Source organism: Pseudomonas sp. PGPPP1 (genome assembly GCF_002255865.1).
Taxonomy (GTDB): Bacteria; Pseudomonadota; Gammaproteobacteria; order Pseudomonadales; family Pseudomonadaceae; genus Aquipseudomonas; species Aquipseudomonas cremoris.
Genome location: NZ_NKIG01000005.1, coordinates 148,365 through 173,787, shown reverse-complemented (window position 1 = coordinate 173,787; position 25,423 = coordinate 148,365). Strand labels below are relative to the sequence as shown.

Below are 25,423 nucleotides of genomic sequence, written 5' to 3'. Positions count from 1 at the left end.
CAAAAAAAAGCCGCTCCATAAACGGGAGCGGCCTTCGAGGTGAAACCGGTACGCCTCACGCGTCGGCTTTTTTCGGGCTTGAGCCGAACGACGCAAAGCGCTTGTTGAACCCGGCAATCCGGCCTTCGGCCTGGGTCTTGCGTTGTTGGCCGGTGTAGATCGGGTGCGAGGCGCTGGACACGTCCAACGGGATATAAGGGTAAGTATTGCCGTCGCTGTGTTTATGGGTGCGATCGCTGTCGGCGGTGGAGCCGATCAGGAAGAACACGTCGGCGGCAGTGTCATGGAACAGCACGGTACGGTAGTCGGGATGGATTCCAGCTTTCATAAGGCCTCCGGGGCGTCTGGGTGCAAAACAAGTGTTATACAATAACACAAATCATGCACCCAAACGAGAACCGATTGCAATAAGAATAGGCCGGGAAAGTCTATGCAGCTTCCTGGAAATCCATCTCCGGTGGCTGTTGCGAGAAGCCACGGGTCAGTACGCCCAGGTACACCAAACCAATCGCCAACCACACCAGGCCCAGGTAAATCGCCAAGTGGTCGAGGCTGACCATCAGCCATAAATCCGCGACCAGGCCGATGGTCGGGAACACCAGAAACAGGATCAACTCCCGCACGCCGCGCTGCTTGGCGCCGATCCAGTAGTGGAAGATCACCGACAGGTTCACCAGGCTGAACGCCAGGAACGCACCGAAGTTGATGAACGAGGTGGAGGTGGTCACGTCTAGCTTCAACGCCAGCAGCGCCACCACTGCACACAACAGGATGCTGTTGACCGGTGTGCCGAAGCGCGCATGCAAGGTGCCGAAGAACGACTTGGGCAACACACCGTCACGGCCCATGGCAAACAACAACCGCGAACCACTGGCCTGGGCCGACAGCCCCGAAGCGAATTGACCGACGATCAGGCCGATCAGGAAGATCGACACAAACAGGTCGCCGCCGATATTGCGCGCAATTTCGTACGCCGCCGAATCGACGTTGGCGAATTCGAACGACGGATGAGCGATCTGCACGAAGTAGGACACCGCCACAAAAATCAGGCCGCCGATCAAGGTGATCAACATGATGGCCCGTGGAATGGTGCGACGTGGGTCGCGGGTTTCTTCGGTCAGGGTGCTGACCGCGTCAAAGCCCAGGAACGAATAGCAGGCAATGGCCGCCCCGCTCATGATCAACGGCATCTGCATCTGGCCGTTGAAGAACGGGGTGATGGTCCACAGCGGCTTGCTGGCGTCGCCGCCGATGTAATGGATGCACAGCGCCACGAACGCGATCAGCACCAGGAACTGCACCAGCATCAGCAACGCATTGATGCCGTTGGCCAGCTTGAGGCCGACGATGTTGATGGCGCTGGTGATGCCGATAAACGCCAGCACCCAGATCCATTGCGGCACTGCCGGGAACGCCGAATTGAGGTACGCCGCACCGATCAGCCAAATGGCCATGGGCAAGAACAGGTAGTCGAGCAACACCGCCCAACCCGCGATAAACCCCAGTTTCGGGCTGATTGCCTTGCGCACATAACTGTAGGCGGAACCGGCGACCGGAAAGGCCGAGGCCATGCGCCCGTAGCTCATGGCGGTAAAGAACATCGCTACCAGCGCCGCCAGATACGCGGCGGGGACCATGCCCGCAGTGGATTGCGCCAGGATGCCAAAGGTGCCGAGCACAATGATCGGCGTCATATAGGCGATGCCAAACAGCACCACCGACCCTAATGACAGGGTGCGTTGCAAACGAGCCATGAGCGATTCTCCGCTGATTTATTAGATTTATGGCAGAACTGAAATGGGTGTTGCAGGTGTCTTTTTTCTTATGGACTGCACGGGGTTGTAGTGAGCGAGCTTGCCTCGCGCTGGGTGGCGAAGTCGCCCCAAACCCAGGCACCTCGGTCTTACTGAAACACTGCGGCGGCCTGGTTGGGGTGGCTTCGCCCCCCAGCGCGAGGCAAGCTCGCTCACTACAGGGTTGCCGTCAGCCGGGGAAATTGGGGATCAGAAGCTCCCGTATGCCGTCTGCGCGCTCGATCACCTCACCCGGCAATTTCAAGCGCTGGTCATCCAGGTAGCGGTAGTCCTTGCGCGCCGCTGCCAGTTGGTCAAGGTCCAGCTCGACCGTGAATTGCCCTTCCTCGCGCCCGGCCTCGAACAGCAAGGTGCCTATCGGGTCCACAAGAGCGCTGCCGCCGGCGAACAACAGGCCGCCATCGCCCTCGCCTACCCGGTTGACCATCAGCGCAAACGCCTGGTTTTCCTGGGCACGAGCCATGATGGCGGTGCGATGGGTGGGACCGTACGGGTCCATGTTGCCGTTGGTGACGATCAACAGTTCGGCGCCCAATTGCGCATTGGCGCGGGCGGTTTCCGGAAATTCGATGTCGTAGCAGATCAACAGGCCGATGCGTACGCCGTTCCACACACAGGTGGCGTAGCGGTCGCCCGGGGTAAACACACCGCGATCCGAGGCCCAGAGGTGGGTCTTGCGATAACGCAGGGCGATGCCCTCGGGGGTAATCAGCAAGGTGGTGTTGTAGAACTGGCCGTTATCGTTCTCGGCCATGCCGATCACCACGGCGATGTTGCGCTCGCGGGCGGCCTGGATAACGGCCTGCACGGTCGGGCCGTCCAGCGGCTCGGCAATGTCGGCGACGGTCTCGGCCGACGGGAAGCCCATCAGGTGGGTTTCCGGGAAGACGATCAGCTGCGTATCGCCGGCACTGGCAGCAATCGCCGCCAAAGCGCGCTCAAGGTTGTAAGCTGTACCGTTATCACGGCCCGCCAACTGGGCAAATTCGACCTTCATGGGTATTCCTTGTTCTCAATCTGTGCCGCAGTATGCGCAGCCACACCAGGCCAGGGAATTACGCGGCGGGGGTAACCCGATAGGGGTAGATAATGACCATGTCGCTGCAAGACATCGCCTGGCACCGTTCGGTGGGGCAAATGATAGACGCCCTGGACCAGGCCAACTTCTGGACCCAACTGGTGCGGTTGCTGGACCAATACGTGCCGTTCGACAGTTGGGTAGTGCTGCTGTTCAGCAGTGAGCACCGGCCGTTGGTATTCGCCGAGTGCCCTGGCGCCGATGGCACGCCGGACCATCTGTTCCAGGACTACCTCAACGGCCTTTACCTGCTCGACCCCTTCTACATCGCCAGCCGCGAGCATTCGCGTACCGGTCTGTTGCGCCTGGCCGAAGTCGCGCCGGAGCACTTTGAACTCACCGAGTATTATCAACGCTACTTCCGTCTGAACGTGGTGGCCGATGAGATCCAGTTCAATTGCCACCTGCCTGATGGTCGCACGCTGTGCCTGTCACTGGGATCTAGGCAGCGCTTTGACCAAAACCAGATTGCCCTGCTGTCGTTGATCCAGCCGTGGGTGCTGAGCCTGTTGCGCCAGCGCCTGCCCTACGAACTCAATCAGGTCAGCGCACCGCAGCAGCCGATCCAGAATGATGAATGGGGCGCGCAGCTTACCGCCCGCGAACTGGATGTCGGCCGTTTGATGCTCAGCGGTTGCTCCAGCAAGGAAATCGCTCGTAAGCTGGAAATCTCTGTTGAAACCGTGAAAGTCCATAAGAAACACATGTACAGCAAGCTAGGGATCAAATCCCAGTCGGAGCTGTTCTCGATCTTTCTTCAGGCGCAAACCGCCTAGCCGATGAGTCCGAACCCAAGGAAAACCGTATGAGCCTGTCGTTATTAAGCCGTTACGCCTTCTTTGCCGTGTGCGTCATTTTTACCCTCGCCAGCCTCCCGTTTATCGAACATGAATGGCTGTGGCCCATCACCGTGGTCACCGGCATCCTCAGCCTGATCGGCATTTTCGACCTGCTGCAAAGTCCCCACGCCGTGCGCCGCAACTATCCGATCCTGGGCAATATCCGTTACCTGGTGGAAGCCATCCGCCCGGAAATCCGCCAGTACCTGCTCGAATCCGACAGCGACGCCCTGCCCTTTTCCCGGGCCCAGCGTTCGCTGGTGTATTCGCGCGCCAAGAATGAAAGTGCCGACAAACCCTTCGGCACCCTGATCGATGTGTACCAGTCGGGCTTCGAATTTATCGGCCACTCCATGCGCCCAGCCCCCTTGAGCGACCCAAGCGCCTTTCGCGTGATGGTCGGCGGGCCGCAGTGCAAGCAACCGTATTCGGCATCGGTGTTCAATATCTCGGCAATGAGTTTTGGCTCGCTGAGCGCCAACGCAATCCGCGCGCTCAATCAAGGCGCCAAGCTCGGCAACTTTGCCCACGACACCGGCGAAGGCAGCATCAGCCCCTATCACCGCGAAAACGGCGGCGACCTGACCTGGGAACTGGGCAGCGGCTACTTCGGTTGCCGAACCAGCGACGGCCGTTTCGACCCGGAACGCTTCGCCGTGCAGGCACAGGACCCGCAAGTGCGCATGATCGAAATCAAGATGAGCCAGGGCGCCAAGCCCGGCCATGGCGGGATTTTGCCCAAGCACAAGGTCACCCAGGAAATCGCCGAGACACGCGGCATCATGATGGGCGAAGACTGCATCTCGCCGTCGCGCCACAGCGCGTTTTCCACGCCTATCGAAATGATGCAGTTCATCCAACAACTGCGCGAGTTGTCCGGTGGAAAACCGGTAGGCTTCAAGTTTTGCCTGGGCCATCCGTGGGAGTTCATGGGCATCGCCAAGGCCATGCTGGAAACCGGCATCCTCCCGGACTTTATCGTGGTGGATGGCAAGGAAGGCGGCACCGGTGCAGCTCCCGTGGAGTTCACCGACCACATCGGTGTGCCGTTGCGTGAAGGCCTGTTGTTCGTGCACAACACCCTGGTGGGCCTGAACCTGCGCGACAAAATCAAGCTCGGCGCCAGCGGCAAGATCGTCAGCGCGTTCGATATCGCCAGCGTTTTGGCCATCGGTGCCGACTGGGCCAACTCGGCGCGGGGCTTCATGTTTGCGATCGGCTGCATTCAGTCCCAGTCGTGTCACACCAACAAATGCCCGACCGGCGTTGCGACTCAAGACCCGCTGCGCCAACGCGCGCTGGTGGTGCCGGACAAGGCCCAGCGTGTGTTCAACTTTCATCGCAGCACGCTCAAGGCGCTGGCAGAAATGCTCGCCGCTGCTGGCCTCGATCACCCTTCGCAACTGTCTGCCAAGCACTTGGTGCGGCGCATGTCGGCGACCGAGATCAAACTGTTTTCGCAGCTTCATGTGTTCCTCAAGCCGGGTGAATTGCTGACCGGTGAGGTAAATGGCGAGTTCTATTCGCGCATGTGGCAGATGGCGCGGGCCGATAGCTTCGAGCCCAATGACGTCGTGGCTGCATAATCGTTAATCATCACTGACCGCTGAACCGGACCACCGACGGCATCGTTGAAACAAGGAGATTCACATGCCGTTGCTGGACTTTGCTGCTATCGCCAAACAATTGCCTGACAGCTGGAAATCCACACGCCTGGGCCAGGTTGGCCCGGCGCGGATCAAGGTGTTGCGCATGGATGAGCAGGCGTATGAGGAAGAAACCCACGACTACAACGAAGGACTGTTTGTGGTCAGTGGTCATTTGCAACTGAGCGTCGACAACCAGGAAGTCCGAGTGAATGCCGGCCAGATGTACCTCGTGCAAGCCGGTACGGCCCATAGCGTACTCGCGGGCAGCCATGGCACTTTGGTAATCATTGATGTCTAGAGACATCCAGTAATACCCAACCTTTGCAATTGCTTACAAATACCGCCAACCTTCGCGCCCCCGACGCGTGGCGTGGATCATTGCCTACGCCCGCCTGTCTTTAATAAACAATCCGTACAAGAGCCCGCTGCCATGCTGAACGGACGCGACCCGCGCATCGATTTTTTTCGGGGCCTGGCGTTGATCTTCATTTTCTGGGATCACGTCCCCCACAATCCCCTCGGCCAGATCACCCTGCGTAACTTCGGTTTCAGTGACGCAGCGGAGATCTTTGTGTTCCTTGCCGGCTTCGCCTCGGTGATGGCCTACGGCAAAGTCCTGCAACGCGAAGGCTACTGGATGGCCTGCCTGAAGATCCTGCGCCGCACCTGGGTGCTGTACGTGGTGCACATCTTTTTGCTGGCGATGCTGATGGGCATCGTGTTCTTTGCCAACAGCCATGTCGAGACCCGCGACCTGGTGCAAGAGATGGGCATGACCCACTTCATCACCCACCCGCAACAGGCGTTGCTGGATGAACTGCTGTTGCGCTTCAAACCCAACCTGATGGACCCGTTGCCGCTGTACATCGTGTTGCTGGCCAGCCTGGCGCTGGTACTACCGCTGATGATGCGCAGCCCCCTTGTGGTCGTGGCTGTGTCGCTGACCGTGTACCTGCTGGCACCCTGGATGGGTTGGAACCTGCGGGCCATCGAGGACGGCGTATGGTATTTCAATCCGATTACCTGGCAGTTGCTGTTTGTACTGGGCGGCGCTGCGGCGATTCACAGCCAGCGCAAAAAGCCCGTCGAGCCTCGCCCCTTGTCGCGCCAGCCGTTGTTTATCGCGGCGGCGGTATATGTGCTGATCACCGGCATTCTGACTCTGTCGTGGCGTTGGCCTGAGCTCCACGACGCTGTCATGCCAGCCGTGATCAGCGAGCTGATCTACCCCATCAGCAAAACGGACCTTTCACCCGTGCGCCTGCTGCACTTCCTGGCCTTGGCCTACGTCACTGCCAAGCTGTTGCCGGGTGCAGGCTGGACGCAAAATCCACTCGCCGCACAGGTGTGCCGAATGGGCCGGTTCTCTCTGGAAGTGTTCTGCCTGGGCGTGTTGCTTGCTCCCTTGGCCGACATGCTCAATGCCATGGCCGGCGATTCACTGGCAATGCAACTGCTGACCGCGGGGGTGGGCGTCGCGCTGATGGCCGCGTTGGGCGCCTGGCTCGAGTTGAACAAGCGCCTGAGCCAGCGCCGCGCGAATTGACTTAGGTAACGCCCGCATCGCGCGGGCGTGCGTATTCGTGCGTTCAATTTGTTGACCCGCGCGCCTCAAAGCTTGGCGCAACGGGCCAACCAAGGATCACGCCGATGGCGAGGCAACATGCCCGGCGTTGGTCGGTTGCAGCTTGAAGACGTAGAACAGCACCGTCAGCAGCACCAGGAATGCAGGCCCTACGTAAAGCGCCACACGGGTATCCGGGAAGTACGCCATCAGTCCCACCACCAGCACCAGGAACGCCAACGCCAAGTAGGAACTGACCGGGTACAGCCACATGCGGTACTTGAGCCCCGCCTGCTCGGCCGGGCTCAAGCCTTTGCGGAATTTGAGCTGGGCCAGCAGGATCATCAGCCAGGTCCAGATCGCACCGAAGGTGGCGATGGAGGTCACCCACACGAACACCTGATCCGGCACCAGGTAGTTGAGCAGCACGCCCAACAACAAGGCAAAGATCGACAACAACAGCGCCTTACGCGGCACACCATTGCTTGAAGTGGTGCCGAAGGTGGCCGGTGCCTGGCCGTTCTGCGCCAGGCTGTAGAGCATGCGTCCGGTGCTGAAGATGCCACCGTTGCACGACGACAGCGCAGCGGTGATCACTACAAAGTTGATGATGCCAGCGGCGGTCTTGATGCCCAAGCGCTCGAAGGTCATCACGAACGGGCTGCCCTGGGTGCCGATTTCGTTCCACGGGTAGATCGACAAAATCACGAACAATGCGCCGACGTAAAACAGCAGGATCCGCCAGAACACCGAGCCGATGGCACTGGGAATGGTCTTCTGTGGGTTGCGTGCTTCACCGGCGGTGAGGCCGATCATCTCGACGCCCAGGTAGGCGAACATCACCATTTGCAGGGACATCAGCACACCTTGCACGCCATTGGGCATGAAGCCGCCGTGGGCCCACAGGTTGGAAATACCCAGCGCCACGCCGTCGTTGCCAAAGCCAAAGGCGATGATGCCGACGCCGCCGATCACCATCGCAATGATCGTGACGATCTTGATCAGCGCGAACCAGAATTCAAATTCACCAAAGGCTTTTACCGCGATCAGGTTGATCGTGCCCATGCTGATCAGCGCCGCCAGGGCCCAGATCCAGCGTGGTGTGTCGGGGAACCAAACGCCCATGTATACCGCCACGGCGGTGATCTCCGCAACGCAGGTCACCAGCCACAGGAACCAGTAGTTCCAGCCAGTCAGAAAGCCCGCCAACGGGCCGAGATAGTCTTGGGCGTAACGGCTGAACGAGCCGGCGACGGGGTTGTGCACCGCCATCTCGCCGAGGGCGCGCATGATCACCAGGATTGCCAGGCCGCCGATGATGTACGACAGCATGATCGCCGGGCCGGCCATTTCGATGGCCTTGGCCGAGCCGAGGAACAGGCCGACACCGATACAGGCGCCGAGGGCCATCAGCCGAATGTGCCGTTCACCGAGTTCACGTTTGAGCGGGCCGCCTTGAGCGGTCTCGCCATGGGGCAGTGGGTTGCCGACTGGCATAGGGGTACAACCTCATTTTGTTATTGGATTATCCGCAGAGTCTCCAGGGGCAGGCCGGTAAGCCAGCGCCCTTGCCGAAACCGGGGCCGCCTCATGGACGGGCCCTTCTTGCCAGGCAAGATCAACGGGGCGTGCAGTATAAAAAGCCCGGCTCAGGGTCTTTCACTATAAAAGCAGATCAATTTAGTGAAACAACCCGCAATAATCCAATTTTACAGGAGCATATAACCTACACTGAGCGGCAAAACGTCGCAGCACCCCCTAAGAAACATCCGACAAACAAAACACATTTCCCTCACAAGCAGCCCCCAACGACTAAGCTTCCAGCAAGTCCGATCAATCTGCGTGAAGGGATCAATCGACTATGGGCGCACTGTGGCAAACCGAATCGAGCAAGGCTGCGAAAGTACAAGGCAGTTCGGACCCAGCGCCTCTACCCAAAAATAAACCCCGGCCCCGCTACTGGCTCCGGTTGTTCTGGCTGATCGTACTGATCGCATTGATTGCTCTGGGTTTTGCCGCCAGCAAAGAGATGCGCACCTCACGCCTGCAGGCCCAGGAACTCAGCCGCCTGGCCCGCGACCTTACCTACCAGGTAAAACCTGGGGCCAGTGATGCCATGGTCTATCCCGGTGCCGGCCCCTTCGACCGGCGCCTGGGCTACAGCGACCTCGGCACGTTCCTACCGCGTCTGCTCAAGCGCGGTTACGTGATCCAGGACCAGTCGCGCTTCTCACCGCAACTGATGGACTACAGCGCCAAAGGCCTGTTCGTGCCCTACACGGAAAAGATCCAGGCCGGGCTGTCCATCACCGATTGCCGCGCCGTCCCGCTGTACCAATACAACTACCCGCAACAGCTGTACGACAGCTTCGCGTCGATCCCGCCGCTGGTGATCAACAGCCTGCTGTTTATCGAAAACCGCGACCTGCTTGACCCCACCCAACCCCAGGCCAACCCGGCCGTGGACTGGCCGCGTTTTGCCAAGGCCGCGTGGTCGCAAGTCGCCAAATTGCTGCACTTGCCCGGCCAGAGCGCCGGCGGGAGTACCTTGGCCACTCAACTGGAAAAATACCGACACTCGCCGGATGGCCTGACCGTATCGGGCGGGGAAAAACTGCGGCAGATGTTTTCTGCTGCCGTGCGCGCCTATCACGATGGCCCCGACACCTTGCCCGCACGTAAAAATATCCTGCGCGATTACCTCAACAGCGTGCCCCTGTCGGCAGTCCCGGGGCATGGCGAAGTGCATGGCATGGCCGAGGGGTTGCGGGTGTGGTACGGCGCCGATTTCAACACGGTCAACCAGGCGTTGCGCGGCCCGGTAAACGCTGAGCAAGGCCTGGCCCTGAGGGAAGTGCTGTCGCTGATCATCGCCCAGCGCCGACCGTCGCATTACCTGGCCAAAGGGCGTGATGAGCTGGCGCAACTCACCGACAGCCACCTACGCCTGCTGGCCCAGAACGGGGTGATCACACCTGCGCTGTTGAACGTGGCACTGGCAAGCAAGGTCACTTACCGCGACTGGGTGCAACAACCCACGGTGCAGCCGATCGAGACCAACAAGGGCATCAGCGTTGCACGCAGCCGCCTGGCTGCCCTGCTCGACCGACCACTGTACGACCTTGACCGCCTCGACCTCTCCGCCACGACCACCCTGCAAGCCCAATTGCAGGGGCAGGTCAGCGACTACCTCAAGCACCTCGCCGACCCCGACTACGCCCGCCAACTTGGCCTGCTCGGTGAGCGCCTGCTTACACCGGCCAGCACCGCACAAGTGCGTTACAGCTTCACCCTGTTCGAGCTGACCGCGGACGGCTCACGGGTGCGCGTGCAAACCGACAACACCGACCAGCCCTTCGACATCAACGAAGGCAGCAAGCTGGAACTGGGCTCCACCGCCAAGTTGCGGGTGCTCACCACCTACCTGCAAATCATCACCGAGCTGCACGACAAATACGCCGCGCAAGCTCCGGCTGCGCTGAAAAAAATCGCGGTAGATGACCAGGACCGCTTGAGCCGCTGGGCCCTCGACTACCTGATCCAGGCACCGGACAAGTCTCTGACCAAAATGCTCGACGCCGCACTCGACCGCACGTATTCGGCCAGCCCCGCCGAGAGCTTTTTCACCGGTGGCGGCCTGCACCACTTCCACAACTTCCGCAGCCAGGACAACGGCCGCAGCCCCAGCCTGCGCGATGCGCTGCGTGAGTCGATCAACCTGCCGTTCATTCGCCTGATGCGCGACCTGGTGCGCTACATCACCTACTCCGGCGAGAACAACAGCGCCGAGTTGCTCAAGGACGACAACGACCCGCGCCGCCAGGAATACCTCGCAGGTTTCGCTGACCGGGAAGGCACGACCTTCCTGCGCAAGTTCTGGAAGAAGTACCAGAAGAAAGACACCCAGGCGCGCCTCGAAACCTTCCTCGACAGCCTGCGCCCCACGCCGATTCGCCTGGCCGCGGTGCACCGCTATCTGCTGCCCAATGCCAGTCAGGAGAGCTTCAACTTGTTTGTGCGTTCACACCTGAACGGTGTCAAAACCACAGAAAAACTCACCGACGAACGCCTGCAAAAACTCTACAAGGACTATGGCCCCGGCACCTACGACCTGCCCGACCAAGGCTATATCGCCAAGGTGCACCCGCTGGATTTGTGGCTGTTGGGCTACTTGCTCAACCATCCCGAGGCGACCTTCACTGAAGTGGTCAAGGCCAGCCAGTTCGAACGCCAGGAGGTCTACAGCTGGCTGTTCAAGAGCCGCCATCAAAGCGCACGCGACAGCCGCATCCGCACCATGCTGGAGATCGAAGCGTTCCTCGATATTCATCAACGCTGGCAGGCCGTGGGGTATCCGTTCGACCATCTGGTGCCGTCCCTGGCAACCGCAATCGGCAGCTCCGGTGACCGCCCTGCGGCACTGGCAGAACTGATGGGCATCATCCTCAATGACGGCGTACGACCCCGCGTATTGCGCATCGACACCCTGCATTTTGCTGCCGATACGCCGTACGAAACCCGAGTGGTCAACGACCCTGCACCGGGCAAGCGAGTGATGCCGATCGAGGTTGCCCAGGCCTTGCGCGGCGCGCTGTCCCAGGTAGTGGATGCCGGCACCGCCAAACGCGTGGCTGGCAGTTTCAAACTGGCCGACGGCACCCCGCTGGCCATGGGTGGCAAGACCGGCACCGGGGATAACCGTATCGAAGCGATTGGCGCAGGGGGCCGGATTCTCAGCTCAAAATCCATCAACCGTACGGCGACCTTTGTGTTTTACCTGGGCGAGCATCACTTCGGTACGTTGACCGCGTTTGTCCCCGGTCAATCCGCCGAACACTTCACTTTTACCTCGGCGTTGCCCGTACAGGTGCTCAAGGGTATGGCGCCGATCCTGATGCCCTACTTGCAGCCGGGTGACCGCACTCAGTGTCTGCCAGTACCGCTTACCAACGGTGCTACGACCCTCTGACAATAAGCGCCGCCTTGGATGATAGTGGTGGTTTGCCCGGGCTTCTAAATTGGTCTCTCCGCAAACCGCATCAGAGACCCGTTATGGATATCCGAATCAACCACCGCAACATGACCCGCGAACAGAAAAACACCTTGGTCGAAGCCATGCTGCGCTTGAAAAACGACACACCCAGCGTGCTGCGTCCCGGCCATCAAAGCCGCTATGACGATTTTGTGCAGGTGCATAAAGACGCCATGGGCGGCCCCGGCCAGTTCACGCCCATGCCCCACCGCAGCCCACTGTTTTTCCCTTGGCATCGGGTGTTCCTGCGCCAGTTCGAACGGGCACTGCAAATCACCGCGAATGACACCAGCATCACTTTGCCGTTCTGGGACTGGACACTGAACGGACCCAACGATCCCTTCACCTCGAGCTTTCTTGGCGGCAATGGCGACCGCGCCCAGAATAATCGAGTGGTCACCGGCCCATTCGCCCAGCATGCCGGACGCTTCGACGTAAAGATCTGGGACCTGGACATCGGTGACCCCGGCCTGCGCCGTGAGTTTGGCGATGAAGCCGGTGCCCATCTGCCGGATAACGACCAGGTGAGCGCCGCCTTGTCGAGGACGCCCTACGCTGGCGGCCCAGACAGTTGGGTGAATTTTTGCGAAGGCATGCTGCATGACCCCGTGCATCGATGGGTGGGAGGCAATATGTCGTTTCCCACCTCGCCGAATGACCCGGTGTTCTTCCTGCATCACTGCTACCTCGACCTATTGTGGGAACGTTGGAAGCGCCAGCACCCGACCAGTGCCCCCTACCTGCCACAAACCAGCGTCCCCGGTATGGATCTGGAAGCAACACTGGTGTTTCACGCCTCCGGCAACACGGCACCCTGGGAGCAGACCTGGACCGTGAGCGACGTGATCACCACCGAAGCCCTGGATTACACCTATGGGATTTTCACCAGCCCGCCACCGATCTGCCTGCCTCAACCACCGGCCTGCTCGCCCACACCGGGCCCTGTGGTGGACTTTGTCACTCACGAAGTAACTAATTAACCACAGGTGCCCGCCCCGCCTCCCTAGGCTGATGGCCTTGTCCACGACTCAAGGTCATCCGCCATGCCTGCCACACCGGATAAAGGTCCGCACTATTCATTGATCCAAAACAACCTGCCCGACTGGTTAACGACCGCCGCCTGGCAACGGGCACAGGCGCTGAGCCATGCCCACTTGGGGCTACTGCCCGAACTATTGCACGCGCCCGCCGCGCTACACAGCCCGGCCAAGGTCGCCAATGCCAGAGCCTGGGCCTCACAAAACACCGTCGATCAACGCCTGAAGGCGCTGCAAGATGTGTACGCATTTGCCGAGCCCTTGCTGACCGCTGCCCTGCAGCACCGCTACGCGTTGACGCTGGATGTACGCGCCACACATCTGTTTTTGGTCAGTGTCAGGGGGCCGTTTCTCAAGGGCAGTACCAGCCGCACCGTGTCGTTGCTTAATGCGGCCCTGCGAAATTTTTCCAGCAGTGAACATTTCAGCCACAGCTCTCGCTACATCAGTCAACCGGACGCACTTGGGCACTTCGAGATCGAGGCGCACCATAGCCGAATGAGTATCGAGCAATTCACCGCCCTATGCCGCGAACTGGACCTCGGTGCGCAATACGCACGTCACCTGACACAACACCTGCTGCCACCGCAGGAAGCCGACCGGCATAGCCTGCAAGCCGAGGTCATCGCCAGCCAGCAGGCAGCCCTGAACAGTGCTGCGCACCTGGCCCAACTACGCGGCGACATCGAGCCGCAGGCTTTCCACCTGCTGCAACGCTGCGTGAAGGGTGAGCGCGGGGTAATGCAGTTTTATCGATTGCGTATCATGAACACGCTGCTGACCGGCATCCTGTTGATCGCCGCCGATCTTGACCTGGCGAAGGACATTATGCCGGTGGTGGTGTATATCCCCCATGATCCCCACGGTGCCATTCAGGCTTACCCCAGCACGCTGGCGTTTCGTGATGCGCTGACAATGAAGCTGCAGGACCCTGCCTACCGGCAGTTCTTCAGTCAGTTTGTGGACCAGCAGCAGCGGGGCGTTTTTATCGACGGACTGCAACAACGCGCGCCCTACAGCGCAAGTCGCATCGACGGCGAGTTGTGGCCGCAGATGTACCAGGCAGCGCTGAATAAAATGCTCAACGACGGCCGCGAACTCGCAGTGTCTACGGCAGATGCCGACAGTCATGCACGCTGGGCCTGGTGGGACTCGTTCAGTCATACCCTTGAGGGTGTACTCAACGTGGCGCTGATGGTCATCACGCCGTTCGTGCCGTTACTGGGAGAGGTGATGCTGGCCTACACCGCCTACCAACTGCTGGACGAAGTGGTCGAAGGCGTGGTTGACCTGGCCGAGGGCCAAGCGCTGGACGCCGTGGGGCATCTAGTGGGCGTGGTGAGTGATGTGGTGCAGTTGGCGACGTTCGGTGTTGGCGGCAAACTGGCCCAGTCGGCGTTCGTCAACCAACTCAAGGCGGTCGAGGTCAACGGCAAGACGCGACTATGGAACCCTGATCCGACGCCGTATAAGCAGGCCGTGCAATTACCGGCTGACTCCCTGCCGGACGAGTTGGGCGTACATACGCACGCAGGGCAAAAAATCTTGCCCATGGACGGCGCACAGTACGCCCTCAAGCTCGACCCGGCCAGCAACCAGCATCGCGTCCTGCATGCCACCCGCGCCGACGCCTATGCGCCAACGATCCGCCGCAACGACAGCCCGCAAGCCTGGAATGACCGACGGCGCCTGCTCGAATTGGGGCCATACACTGACGCCCAACAGCAGCAGATTCTTGCCACCAGCGGCCTTGATCATGACGCGCTGCGCGCTGTACAGGCCGACCAGGTAGCCGCGCCGCTATTGGATGAAACACTCAAGCGCATGCAACTGAACCAGAAGGCGGCGCAACTGCCCGAACGACTGCGCGCCGGCGAACCGGTTGATCACGACACTTATTGGAGCCCCTACATCGCCCGCGAACTGCCGGGTTGGCCACAGGACCGGGCGATCCTTGTGTATGAAAACGCGGATCTCAGCGGCGACCACCTGCGCTTTGGCGAAGACGATGCGCCGCACACAGTGTCCATCAGCCGTGAAGACTTGAACCAAGGCCAATTACCCGAACGCCTGGTGGACGCCCTGGACAGCACACAGCTGACAAGTCTACTGGGTGAGTTGCCAGAAGGCCGCTCGGCACAAATCAATGCACTGCGCAATCGCCTCGCCGACCAACTCGCCCAACGCCAGGGTTCATTGTTCGCTTACCTGTACCGCAACAGCGAAGACCTCACCACCGAGCGTGGCCTACGGGTGCGGGAGGCCTGCCCCGGACTGCCGAAAACGCTGGTAAACAACGTACTCAGCCACGCACGACCGGATGAGCTGACCACCCTGGACACCGAACGGCATCTGCCCTTGCGCCTGAAAAACCTCGCCCGGGAGCTGCACGGACAAGCCCTGGCTGCCGAAGCGTTCCAGGGTTTTTATGACCCTCACCTGCTTGGCCCAGTCACCGAGCAAATGGTCCTCGATACGTTGCGCGTGTACAGCGACAGCCTGGAAGATTGCCGCATCGAAATCCGCCAGCACTCGCCCATCGCCAATGTGCGTGCCAGTGCCGGCCCGCAAAACGCTCGCTCTCAGCGGCTGCTGCTGAAAAAAGACCGGCACTACGAGGTTTACGACAACGGTCAGGCCCGAGGCAAACCCGCCAGCGATTTGTTCGATGCCGTGCTTGACGCACTGCCCCCGCACAAAACCAAAGCCCTGGGTTTCGCACCGGGTGAAGGTGCGGCATTCAAACGCTGGATAATCGACACATTGCGCACACCGCAACAGCGTCGCGAGCTGTGGGCGGATTCGCCGCTCGGGGAAGCACAGTCCACTGACACCCTGGTACTTCTGCAAAAACCCATGCACCGCGCGGCAGCCTGGCTGTGCGACCTGTTCCCCGATCCGTTGGAACAAAGGGTCAAGACGCTTTATCCGTATGCCGAACAAACCAGGATCGATACCTACCTGCAGACCCTCGCCGACCCGCTTCAACGCCAGCGCTTCGAAGCACGAGAGCTTGAGAAGGACGAGTTGCATCGCGAACTCACGCAGTGGATCACCCACGTGCCGGACGATGAACCGGCAGACATCGGCGAACAGCGCCTGTACCTGGCTAAATCGTTGCTACGGGCCTGGGAAGAAAACATCGACGCAGACGAAACCGGCATTCGCGTGAGCGTACGTAGCATACGGTTGCCCGGTTTGCTGGCGAACCTGCGGCTGAGCGCCAACTTCGATCATGTGTTGCACCTGGATTTGATCGACGCCCAACTCTTGGATACCGATACGTCATTTCTCACGAACTTCCCGCGACTGATCAGCCTTAGCCTGCGCAACAACAGACTGACGCGATTGCCAACGCCCCTGCAGGGCATGACGTCGCTGACGCACTTGAGCCTGGAGAGCAACCCCATCACATGGGACACCGCCGGCTTGAGCCAACTCGCCGACATGTCCCAAATGCGGCAACTGAACCTGAGCCATAACCGTGGCTTGACCCGAGCACCAGACCTGAGAGGCCTGGCGCATCTAGAAGCCTTGTCGTTGAACAACACCGGCATCAGCGAATGGCCCGACGGTTTGTTTGAACAGTCCAGGCCTTGGGGCTTCTACCTGGACATGCAAAACACCGCCATCGACAGCGTGCCGCAATTCTTGCCGTGGGCGCCCGAAGCCGAAGTAGTGGCCTGGGCCCGCCTTGACCGCAACCGATTGAGCGCGAGCGCCGAACAGCAATTGATCAGTTACCGACTGGCAGCCGGTTTGGACCCTTACCGTACGTATCCGCCCAAAGGCGACAGCCAATTCTGGCTGGCCAACCAACCATTGGCGCTTCAAGAAAAATTGAAACAACAGTGGCTGGACCTTGAACAGGAGCACGGCGCCCAAGGTTTTTTCGAGGTCCTGAAAAGCCTGGAGCATTCGGACGTGTTTGAAGACGCGCGCGACGAAGCACGCTACACACGCGGCCGCGCGCAACTGACCGACAAAGTCTGGCGCATGCTGCGGGCCATGCACGGCGACCACGCACTGCGTTCGCGCCTGCTCTTGATGGCTGGCAACCCAGTCACCTGCGCCGATGCCGGAGCACACATCTTTAATGCGATGGGGGTCGAGGTGCGCTTGGCAGAGATCAGACGGGAACCATCCGCCGCCCTGCGCGAGCGCGAACTGGTCGGGCTGGCCCGGGGCAAGTCACGCCTGGACCGGCTCAACCGATTCGCCCAGGCCGATATCCGCCAACGCATCGCACCGGTCTCGGACGGCGGACAAGGCCTGCGTTTCAGCACGCAGTTGGTTGACGGCGTGCCAGGCACGGTGGATGAAGTAGAGGTTTACATGGCCTATCACAGCGCCTTGCAAGGCCGCCTGAAACTGCCTTGGGTGTCGCCGCACATGCGCTATCGGGCCACGGCCGAGGTCGGCCTGACACAGCTGGAAAATGCATTCGATCATGTGTCAGGGCAGGAAGCCGGCGACGGGCTGGTAATAGCCCTGTTGGAACAACCGTTTTGGGAGCAATACCTGCGCGAAACCCATGCGCCGCGTTTCCAGGCCAGCCTCGACCGCGCCCATGCGCTAAGCGATTCACTCGATGACCTGCTATTTGCCCAGAACCAATGGGCCGGTGCGACGCCTGCGGAACGCATCACCCTACGATCCGGCCTGCTGGCACTGGCCGATGCCCTGGGCGTGCCTCACGCTGAAGTGCTCAGTGGCCAGCCGATGACGACGCAGGCCTACGAACGCATTCTTGCCAGCGGTTTCAGCGAGGACATCCCCAGCGAATCGAACCTGGCTCGACATTTGACCCGCGAGGCGCTGCAGCGGCTGGATGCGCATGAGGCCGGCACCCTCTGAACGGGTGATCCAAAATAGTTGTGGGAGCAGACCGTTTGTCGGAGCGCGTTGCGTAACGCTAAAGATATATCTTAAGTTATATCTAGACACACACAGAGGCTCCCACCTATGCGAGACCATCCTCACCAGCGCGACGGCTTCGACCCGCGCGCAGGCCGCGGTCGCGGCCCCCGGGTGTTTGCACCCGGCGACCTGAAATTACTGCTGCCGGCGCTGATCGCCGAGCAGCCATGCCACGGCTATGACCTGATCCGCCAGATCGAAAGCCTGTTCGACGGCGCCTACACCCCAAGCCCGGGCGTGATCTACCCCACCCTGACCTTTCTGGAAGAGAGCGATTTGATCCAGGGCGACGCCGATGGCGGAAAAAAACGCTACACAATTACCGACGCCGGTCGTCTCTTCTTAAGCGAGCAGCAGGTGGCGTTGGACGGCGTGCGCATGCGCATCGATGTGAGCAAACGCTCATTGCGCGGCCATGACCGCCCGCCCGAAATCCACGAGGCGGTGCATAACCTGCGCCACGCCTTGCACTCGCACCACGGGCGCTGGAGCCCGGAAGAAATCGTTCGTGTCGCGGCGCTGCTCAATCGCACCGCTCAAGCCATTGCCGACGGGAAAGACCAATGAATAGCCAAGTGATCCACCGCGTAAGCCACGAAATCAAACGCCGCCGTCTTGAAGTACTGCGAGTGGTCGACATCACCCCGCGCATGCGCCGCATCACCCTGGGTGGGCCTGAGCTGGCGGGGTTTGTCAGCCTGGGCAGTGACGACCACATCAAGCTGCTGTTCCCGCAGAACGCCGCCGAACAGGCCGCGCTGGAAAGCCCCACCTTCAACATCAAGGGTGACGGCCCGCAACCGGCGATGCGCGACTACACGCCACGCCGTTTCGACCTGAGCATCGGCGAGTTGGACATCGATTTTGTCCTGCATGGCGATGGCCCTGCGTCCACCTGGGCCGATCAGGTGCAGGTCGGCCAGCACCTGTATATCGGCGGGCCACGCGGCTCGATGATCGTGCCGGACATCTTCGACAGCTACCTGCTGATCGGCGATGAAACCGCCCTGCCCGCCATCGCACGGCGCCTGGAAGAGTTGCCGGCCGGGCGCACCGTACTGGCCGTGATTGAAATCGCTAACGCGGCAGAAAAGCAGGCGCTGAACAGTGCCGCGAACGTCGACGTGATCTGGGTGATTCGTGGCCAGGACGACCTGCTGGAGACCGTGCAGAAACTGACGCTGCCAAGTGGCTCGCTGTATAGCTTTGTTGCCACTGAGACCAAGCTGTCACGCCAGGTTCGCCGGGTACTGCTGGATACGCACAAGGTCAATGAGGAGTTCCTCAAGGCCGTGGGTTACTGGCGTGCCGAAGGCAGCGAAGAAGAGTGATATCTCAAACACACTAGAGCTCCAATGTGGGAGCTGGCTTGCCTGCGATAGCAGTGCATCAGCAGGCAATTCATTAGCTGACACACCGTCATCGCGGGCAAGCCCGGCTCCCACATTAGCTCGAAGGTGTTTTCAACAACCTGTCCAGCCCCAGCACCGTCAATGCAATCACGATGAACCCCGCCAATATCCCCCCGGCATTCACAAACACCTGTGGATAACCGAGCGCATCCACATCAATGAACGGGTACTGATACTGCCCGAGCAAATGCCCCCTCAGCAGCACATAGGCGAAGTACACCAACGGGTAGATCACCCAGGCGCCGATGTGTTTGAACCGCAGGCTGCCCTTGGGCACACACCGCCACCAGTAGATAAAAAACAGCGTCGGCATCACGTCGTGCAGCAGTTCGTCGGCGACAAATTGGAAGCCTTCGGGCTGCCACAAATGCCGCAGCAGCAGGTTGTAAGCCAGGCTCACCACCACGATGCTGATAGCGATACCGCTGCTGATTCCGGGTGCCAGAAAAAACCGCTTCGCGGCTGAATCACGCTGGACCAGGGCATAACTCAACACCACGACGACCAGGGTGTTGGTCAGCACGGTGAAGAAGCTGAAGAAGTTGATCAAGCCGCCCAGCAGGCTGGCGCCAGTGGACCAGCGCGAATAGAAAATCAGGTATTGCTGAATTGCCAGCCCCACCCAACCGGCCAGCGCCGCCACCGCGACAAAGCGCTTCACAGACTCAATCCAGCGGACGTTTGGTGCGCATCAGCTTGACGTACAACGCTTCGACTTTTTCCCGCGCCCAGGGGGTTTTGCGCAGGAACGTGAGGCTCGACTTGATGCTCGGGTCGCTCTTGAAGCAGCGGATATCAATGCGTTCGGCCAGGCCGTCCCATTCGTAATGCTCCACTAGCGTGGTGAGGACGTGTTGCAGGGTCACGCCGTGAAGTGGGTCGTTGCTTGTCGCGGTCATGCCGGGCCTTTTGCAAAAAGAGGAAACACAGCCGCGCACCTTAGCCGACGGGGCGTACAGGTGGAAGCACCGCATTGAATATAGACCCTTGGGAAAAGTTCCCCTTTTCAGCGAAAAAAGAGATGTTATATTGTAACGATACTTATCAGATTGTTATGAAAAGTAACGTGCTCGATACCGTCTTAAGCCTGCTCTTTTTTGCCGTTTTGCCAAGGAATGTCCGATGTCCCTTTCTTCTCTGTGGCGCTTGACCCCGCTTGCCGCCGCCCTGCTGATCTGCTCCGAAGCCCACGCCCTGGAACTGCAACCTCAAGTCATCACCGGCAACCCGCTGGGCAGCGAACAACTTGCCTCGCCCACCACGGTGCTGGAAGGCGACGACCTGACCCTGCAACAAAAAGGCAGCCTGGGTGAAACCCTCAACAAGCAGCCAGGCGTATCCTCCTCGTACTTCGGCCCCGGTGCCAGCCGGCCGATTATCCGTGGCCAGGACGGCGACCGGATTCGCCTGCTGCGCAATGGCGTCGGCGCGCTGGATGCCTCGTCGCTGTCCTACGACCACGCCGTACCGCTGGATCCGGTCAACGTTGACCGCATTGAAATCGTGCGCGGCCCGGCGGCGTTGCTGTACGGCGGCAGTGCCATCGGTGGCGTGGTCAACACCTTCGACAACCGCATCCCGACCGAAGCCATCGAAGGCATCCACGGTGCCGGTGAATTGCGCTACGGCGGCGCCGACACCACCCGCAGCAGTGCGGGCAAGCTGGAAGCCGGCAACGGCACGTTTGCCTTGCACCTGGACGCCAATGCGCGGGAATTCAACGACCTGAAAATCCCCGGCCAGGCCCGCAGCCGCCACGCGCCGGAGAGCGACGACGCGCCCGGTAAAAATGGTCGCCTGGGCAACAGCGACGGGCGCCAGGACGGCGGCGCGGTGGGCGGTTCCTACACCTGGGACGACGGTTATGCCGGCCTGTCCTACAGCAACTACGACGCCAACTACGGCTCGCCCGCCGAGCAGGACGTGCGCATCCGCATGAAGCAGGACCACTACGCCTTCGCCTCCGAAGTGCGCAACCTGCAGGGTCCGTTCACCTCGGTAAAAGTCGATGCGGGCTACACCGACTACGAACACCGCGAAATCGAAGGCGGCGAGACCGGCACGATCTTCAAGAACAAAGGCTATGAAGCTCGCGTTGAAGCCCGTCACCAGCCTATCGGGCCGTTCAATGGCGTGGTCGGCGCGCAAGTTACCCGCAACGAATTCTCCGCCCTCGGCGAAGAAGCTTTCGTGCCGCAGACCGACACCAACGCTGGCGCGCTGTTTATCCTCGAAGAAATGCAGGCCACCGAACGCCTGAAACTCAGCCTCGGCGGGCGCCTGGAACACACCAGCGTCGACCCGAATGCCAAGGGCAACGAGCGCTTTGCCGGTGCCGACAAGAGCAATGATTTCACCGCCGGTAGCCTGTCGTCCGGCGCGGTGTACACCCTCACGCCCATCTGGTCCCTGGCCGCGACCCTGGGCTACACCGAGCGCGCGCCGACCTTCTACGAGCTGTACGCCAACGGCGCCCACGTCGCCACCGGCACCTACGAGTTGGGCGACGCCAACCTGAAGAAAGAAAAAGCCGTGTCCAGCGACCTCGCCCTGCGCTTTGACAACGGCACTCACAAGGGCAGCTTCGGCGTGTTCTACAGCCACTTCTCCAACTACATCGGCCTGCTAGGCAGCGGTCGCACGCTGAACGACGAGGGTGAAGAAGACGCCGGCGGCATCCCTGAGTACAAATACTCCGGTGTGCGTGCACGGTTCGCCGGCTTCGAAGCCCAGGATCACTGGAAGCTCGGCGAAAGCGCCTACGGCAAGTTCGCCCTTGAACTGTCGGGCGACTACACCCGCGCCACCAACCTCGACACGGGCGAAGCCTTGCCACGCATCGCACCGCTGCGCGTGAACAGTGGCTTGCTGTGGGAACTGGACCGCTGGCAGGCGCGGATCGATGTGGAGCATGCCGCCGGACAAGGCCGCGTGCCGGATAACGAAAGCGGCACCGACGGCTACACCACCTTGGGTGCCAGCGCGGGTTATCACTTCAACGTCGGTGGCAGCCAATGGCTGGCGTTTGTGAACGGTGAAAACCTGACAAACCAGACCGTGCGCTGTGCCAGCTCGATCCTGCGCGATATTGCGCCGGCACCGGGGCGCAGTGTGCAGTTTGGTGTGCGCACCACCTTCTAACCAACACCGCAATATCCCTGCGGACAGGGCCTATGTGGGAGCTGGCTTGCCTGCGATGGCATCACCTCGGTATTTCAGTGATACCGAGGTGATGCCATCGCAGGCAAGCCAGCTCCCACAAAAGCCCTCCCACATCGGCTTTTTGCAGCGACGATTCGTCACTGTTACCAAATCTGAAATGATGCATCTTGCGATTTACCCTTTCTCTGCGCGCCCACTCCCTTTATCCTTCCCGGCAACAAACTGAAACGTTTCACTTCCCCGGTCGACCCCATCTTGCCGAATTTCCCTACCCGCAAAGACAGCGCTGTCTCACCCCGACCTGCGCCTGGGAATAAATCGCCCGCCTGTGGATAACCACACTTATCCCCAGAAAAACCAAATAACGCTGAACCAAGCCCGTGCCGAATCGTCATCTACAGTGAAGCATGGGGTTACATAATTCCAACGTAACGGAGAAACACACTATGAGCACTGATGGTGCCTCAAGCCCAAGTCGCCTGCTGCCCAGGCTGCTAGGCGTCTTGCTGCTGATCATGGGCCTGGCCTTGCTGGCCGGCGGCGTCAAGCTGAGCATGCTCGGCGGGTCGTTGTACTACCTGCTGGCCGGTATTGGCATCGCCCTGACCGGCCTGCTGCTGTTGGCTACCCACCGCGCCGCGCTGGGCCTGTACGCACTGGTGCTGTTCGCCAGCACCGTGTGGGCTCTGTGGGAAGTCGGCCTGGACTGGTGGCAGTTGGTGCCGCGCCTGGCGCTGCTGTTCGCCTTGGGCATCGTCATGCTGCTGCCGTGGTTCCGTCGTCCGTTGCTGCGCACCCAACCTGCCCCACTGGGCACCGGCGCGCTGAGCATTGCCGTGGTTTTGGCGGGTGCCACCGCGCTGGCCAGCCAATTCACCAACCCAGGTGAAATGGTCAAGACCGGCCAACTGGACCGCGACGCCGTACCGGGCATGGCCAGTGCTGCGCCGTCCCAGGCCGATGGCGACTGGAACTCCTATGGCCGTTCGGCCTTCGGTGATCGCTACTCGCCGCTGGCGCAGATCACCCCGGAAAACGCGCACAAACTGGTGCCAGCATGGACCTACCGCACCGGTGACATCCCTGGCCCGAACGATCCGGGTGAGACCACCGCGGAAAACACCCCGCTGAAAGTCAACGGCATGCTCTACGTGTGCACCCCGCACAGCCAGGTCATTGCCTTGGACCCGGACACCGGCAAGGAAATCTGGCGTTTCGATCCGAAGATCAGCAGCCAAGGCGCTGCGAACTTCAAGGGATGGGCGCACATGACCTGCCGTGGCGTGTCGTATCACGATGATGCGGCGTACGCCTCCGAGCAGAGCCCGACCGGTTCCGCCAGCCCGGCCCCCGTCAGCGCCGTGTGCCCGAAACGCATCTTCGTGCCAACTGCCGACACCCGTCTGATCGCCCTCAACGCCGATACCGGCAAGATGTGCGAAGACTTCGGTGACAAAGGCCAGGTCGACCTGCGTGCCAACATCGGCAGCTTTGCTCCAGGCGGTTACTACTCCACTTCGCCACCGGCCGTGACCAAGAACCTGGTCGTGATCGGCGGCCACGTGACCGACAACGTCTCCACCGACGAGCCTAGCGGCGTGATCCGTGCGTTCGACGTGCACACCGGCAAGCTGGTGTGGAACTGGGACAGCGGCAACCCAGACGACACCACTCCGTTGGCCGAGGGCAAGACCTACACCCGCAACTCGCCAAACATGTGGTCGATGTTCGCCGTGGATGAAAAACTCGGCACCCTGTACCTGCCAATGGGCAACCAGATGCCCGACCAGTACGGCGGCGACCGTACCCCGGACTCCGAGAAGTACAGCGCCGGCCTCACTGCCCTGGACATCGACAGCGGCCACGTGAAATGGACCTTCCAGTTCACTCACCACGACCTGTGGGACATGGACGTAGGCGGCCAGCCAACCCTGATCGACATCAAGACCGCTGACGGCGTGAAGCAAGCGGTGATGGCGTCGACCAAGCAAGGCAGCATCTACGTGCTCGACCGTACCAACGGCCAGCCGGTGGTGCCGATCAATGAAATTCCAGTACCGCAAGGCGCAGTGGCTGGCGATCACACCTCCCCTACCCAGCCCAAGTCCGACCTGAACTTCATGCCGCCGCCCCTCAAAGAGCGCGACATGTGGGGCGTGACGCCGTTCGACCAACTGATCTGCCGGATCGACTTCAAGTCGATGCGCTACGACGGCCCGTTCACCCCGCCATCGCTGCAAGGTTCGATCGTTTACCCAGGTAACTTCGGCGTGTTCGACTGGGGCGGTATTTCCGTCGACCCGGTACGCCAGATCGCCTTCGTGAACCCGAGCTACATGGCGTTCAAATCCAAGCTGATCCCGGCTGCCGACATTGCCAAACAAGGCCCACGTGTCAGCGAAACCGAAGGCGTACAGCCGAACAAAGGCGCGCCCTACGGAGTGATCCTCGAAGCACTGCTGTCGCCAATGGGCCTGCCGTGCCAGGCACCGGCCTGGGGTTATGTAGCGGCGGTCGACCTGACCACCCACAAAACCATCTGGATGCACAAGAACGGCACCGTGCGTGACAGCTCGCCGGTTCCAATCCCACTGACCATGGGCGTGCCTAGCCTGGGCGGTACGTTCACCACCGCCGGTGGCGTGTCGTTCCTCAGCGGTACCCTCGACCAGTACCTGCGTGCCTATGACGTGAAAAACGGCAAGCAACTGTGGGAAGGCCGCCTGCCAGCAGGCGCGCAAACCACCCCGATGACCTACACCGGTAAAGACGGCAAGCAGTACGTGCTGGTCATGGCCGGCGGTCACGGTTCCCTGGGCACCAAGCAGGGTGACTATGTGATGGCGTTCAAACTGCCGGATTAAGCTCCACTGGCAGTAATAAAAAGGCGGCGACCTGTTGAGGGTCGCCGCCTTT

The 25,423-nt window shown here is 60.7% G+C and carries 17 protein-coding genes; 11 read left to right on the top strand and 6 right to left on the bottom strand.

The window, feature by feature from the left end; all coding sequences use genetic code 11:
• Positions 1-55: 55 nt before the first annotated feature.
• From CFE47_RS09400 to CFE47_RS09390, 3 genes are all read right to left on the bottom strand, one after another.
• The gene (locus tag CFE47_RS09400) at positions 56-328 is read right to left on the bottom strand and encodes a type B 50S ribosomal protein L31 (protein ID WP_016970719.1); all 273 of its coding nucleotides are present in this window, start codon (positions 326-328) and stop codon (positions 56-58) included.
• Positions 329-428: 100 nt separating this feature from the next.
• The gene (locus CFE47_RS09395) at positions 429-1,754 is read right to left on the bottom strand and encodes an APC family permease (RefSeq protein WP_185707648.1); all 1,326 of its coding nucleotides are present in this window, start codon (positions 1,752-1,754) and stop codon (positions 429-431) included.
• A gap of 229 nt (positions 1,755-1,983) precedes the next feature.
• Positions 1,984-2,811 (bottom strand): carbon-nitrogen hydrolase family protein, encoded by an 828-nt coding sequence (locus tag CFE47_RS09390; RefSeq protein ID WP_286836445.1) that lies wholly within the window; start codon positions 2,809-2,811, stop codon positions 1,984-1,986.
• 92 nt (positions 2,812-2,903) lie between these two features.
• On the opposite strand from CFE47_RS09390, the gene CFE47_RS09385 reads away from it, so the two are divergent.
• From CFE47_RS09385 to CFE47_RS09370, 4 genes are all read left to right on the top strand, one after another.
• Positions 2,904-3,668 carry a helix-turn-helix transcriptional regulator gene (locus CFE47_RS09385; RefSeq protein WP_286836443.1) on the top strand — a complete coding sequence of 255 codons (765 nt, stop codon included), beginning with the start codon at positions 2,904-2,906 and terminating at the stop codon, positions 3,666-3,668.
• A 29-nt stretch (positions 3,669-3,697) separates the two neighbouring features.
• The gene (locus tag CFE47_RS09380) at positions 3,698-5,317 is read left to right on the top strand and encodes an FMN-binding glutamate synthase family protein (RefSeq protein ID WP_286836441.1); all 1,620 of its coding nucleotides are present in this window, start codon (positions 3,698-3,700) and stop codon (positions 5,315-5,317) included.
• A gap of 64 nt (positions 5,318-5,381) precedes the next feature.
• The gene (locus CFE47_RS09375; protein WP_286836439.1) at positions 5,382-5,678 is read left to right on the top strand and encodes a cupin domain-containing protein; all 297 of its coding nucleotides are present in this window, start codon (positions 5,382-5,384) and stop codon (positions 5,676-5,678) included.
• Between the two features lie 132 nt (positions 5,679-5,810).
• Positions 5,811-6,926, top strand: coding sequence for an OpgC family protein (locus tag CFE47_RS09370; protein WP_286836437.1), 1,116 nt, complete (start codon positions 5,811-5,813; stop codon positions 6,924-6,926).
• Between the two features lie 96 nt (positions 6,927-7,022).
• Here CFE47_RS09370 and CFE47_RS09365 read toward each other — a convergent pair whose 3' ends face one another.
• Positions 7,023-8,441 (bottom strand): amino acid permease, encoded by a 1,419-nt coding sequence (locus tag CFE47_RS09365; protein WP_286836435.1) that lies wholly within the window; start codon positions 8,439-8,441, stop codon positions 7,023-7,025.
• Between the two features lie 364 nt (positions 8,442-8,805).
• Here CFE47_RS09365 and CFE47_RS09360 point away from each other — a divergent pair, with 364 nt between their 5' ends.
• From CFE47_RS09360 to CFE47_RS09340, 5 genes are all read left to right on the top strand, one after another.
• Complete coding sequence (locus tag CFE47_RS09360; protein WP_286836434.1) at positions 8,806-11,913, top strand: biosynthetic peptidoglycan transglycosylase; 3,108 nt, start codon at positions 8,806-8,808, stop codon at positions 11,911-11,913.
• Positions 11,914-11,996: 83 nt separating this feature from the next.
• Positions 11,997-12,956: a tyrosinase family protein gene (locus tag CFE47_RS09355; protein WP_286836432.1), complete on the top strand. Its 960-nt coding sequence runs from the start codon at positions 11,997-11,999 to the stop codon at positions 12,954-12,956.
• A 63-nt stretch (positions 12,957-13,019) separates the two neighbouring features.
• Positions 13,020-17,870 (top strand): NEL-type E3 ubiquitin ligase domain-containing protein, encoded by a 4,851-nt coding sequence (locus tag CFE47_RS09350; protein ID WP_286836431.1) that lies wholly within the window; start codon positions 13,020-13,022, stop codon positions 17,868-17,870.
• A gap of 108 nt (positions 17,871-17,978) precedes the next feature.
• Complete coding sequence (locus tag CFE47_RS09345) at positions 17,979-18,500, top strand: PadR family transcriptional regulator (RefSeq protein ID WP_185707668.1); 522 nt, start codon at positions 17,979-17,981, stop codon at positions 18,498-18,500.
• Positions 18,497-19,264 (top strand): siderophore-interacting protein, encoded by a 768-nt coding sequence (locus CFE47_RS09340; protein WP_286836428.1) that lies wholly within the window; start codon positions 18,497-18,499, stop codon positions 19,262-19,264. Before CFE47_RS09345 ends, CFE47_RS09340 begins: the two co-directional genes overlap by 4 nt.
• Positions 19,265-19,379: 115 nt before the next feature.
• Here the strand turns inward: CFE47_RS09340 and CFE47_RS09335 are convergent, their stop codons facing one another.
• Both CFE47_RS09335 and CFE47_RS09330 read right to left on the bottom strand, forming a co-directional pair.
• The gene (locus CFE47_RS09335) at positions 19,380-20,006 is read right to left on the bottom strand and encodes a Pr6Pr family membrane protein (RefSeq protein ID WP_286836426.1); all 627 of its coding nucleotides are present in this window, start codon (positions 20,004-20,006) and stop codon (positions 19,380-19,382) included.
• 4 nt (positions 20,007-20,010) lie between these two features.
• Positions 20,011-20,244, bottom strand: coding sequence for a VF530 family protein (locus CFE47_RS09330; RefSeq protein WP_286836424.1), 234 nt, complete (start codon positions 20,242-20,244; stop codon positions 20,011-20,013).
• A 223-nt stretch (positions 20,245-20,467) separates the two neighbouring features.
• Here CFE47_RS09330 and CFE47_RS09325 point away from each other — a divergent pair, with 223 nt between their 5' ends.
• Together CFE47_RS09325 and CFE47_RS09320 are read left to right on the top strand one after the other, a co-directional pair.
• Entirely contained in the window at positions 20,468-22,486 is a 2,019-nt protein-coding gene (locus CFE47_RS09325) for a TonB-dependent receptor (RefSeq protein ID WP_286836422.1), read from the top strand.
• 467 nt (positions 22,487-22,953) lie between these two features.
• Positions 22,954-25,371: a glucose/quinate/shikimate family membrane-bound PQQ-dependent dehydrogenase gene (locus tag CFE47_RS09320; protein ID WP_286836420.1), complete on the top strand. Its 2,418-nt coding sequence runs from the start codon at positions 22,954-22,956 to the stop codon at positions 25,369-25,371.
• Positions 25,372-25,423: the final 52 nt, after the last annotated feature.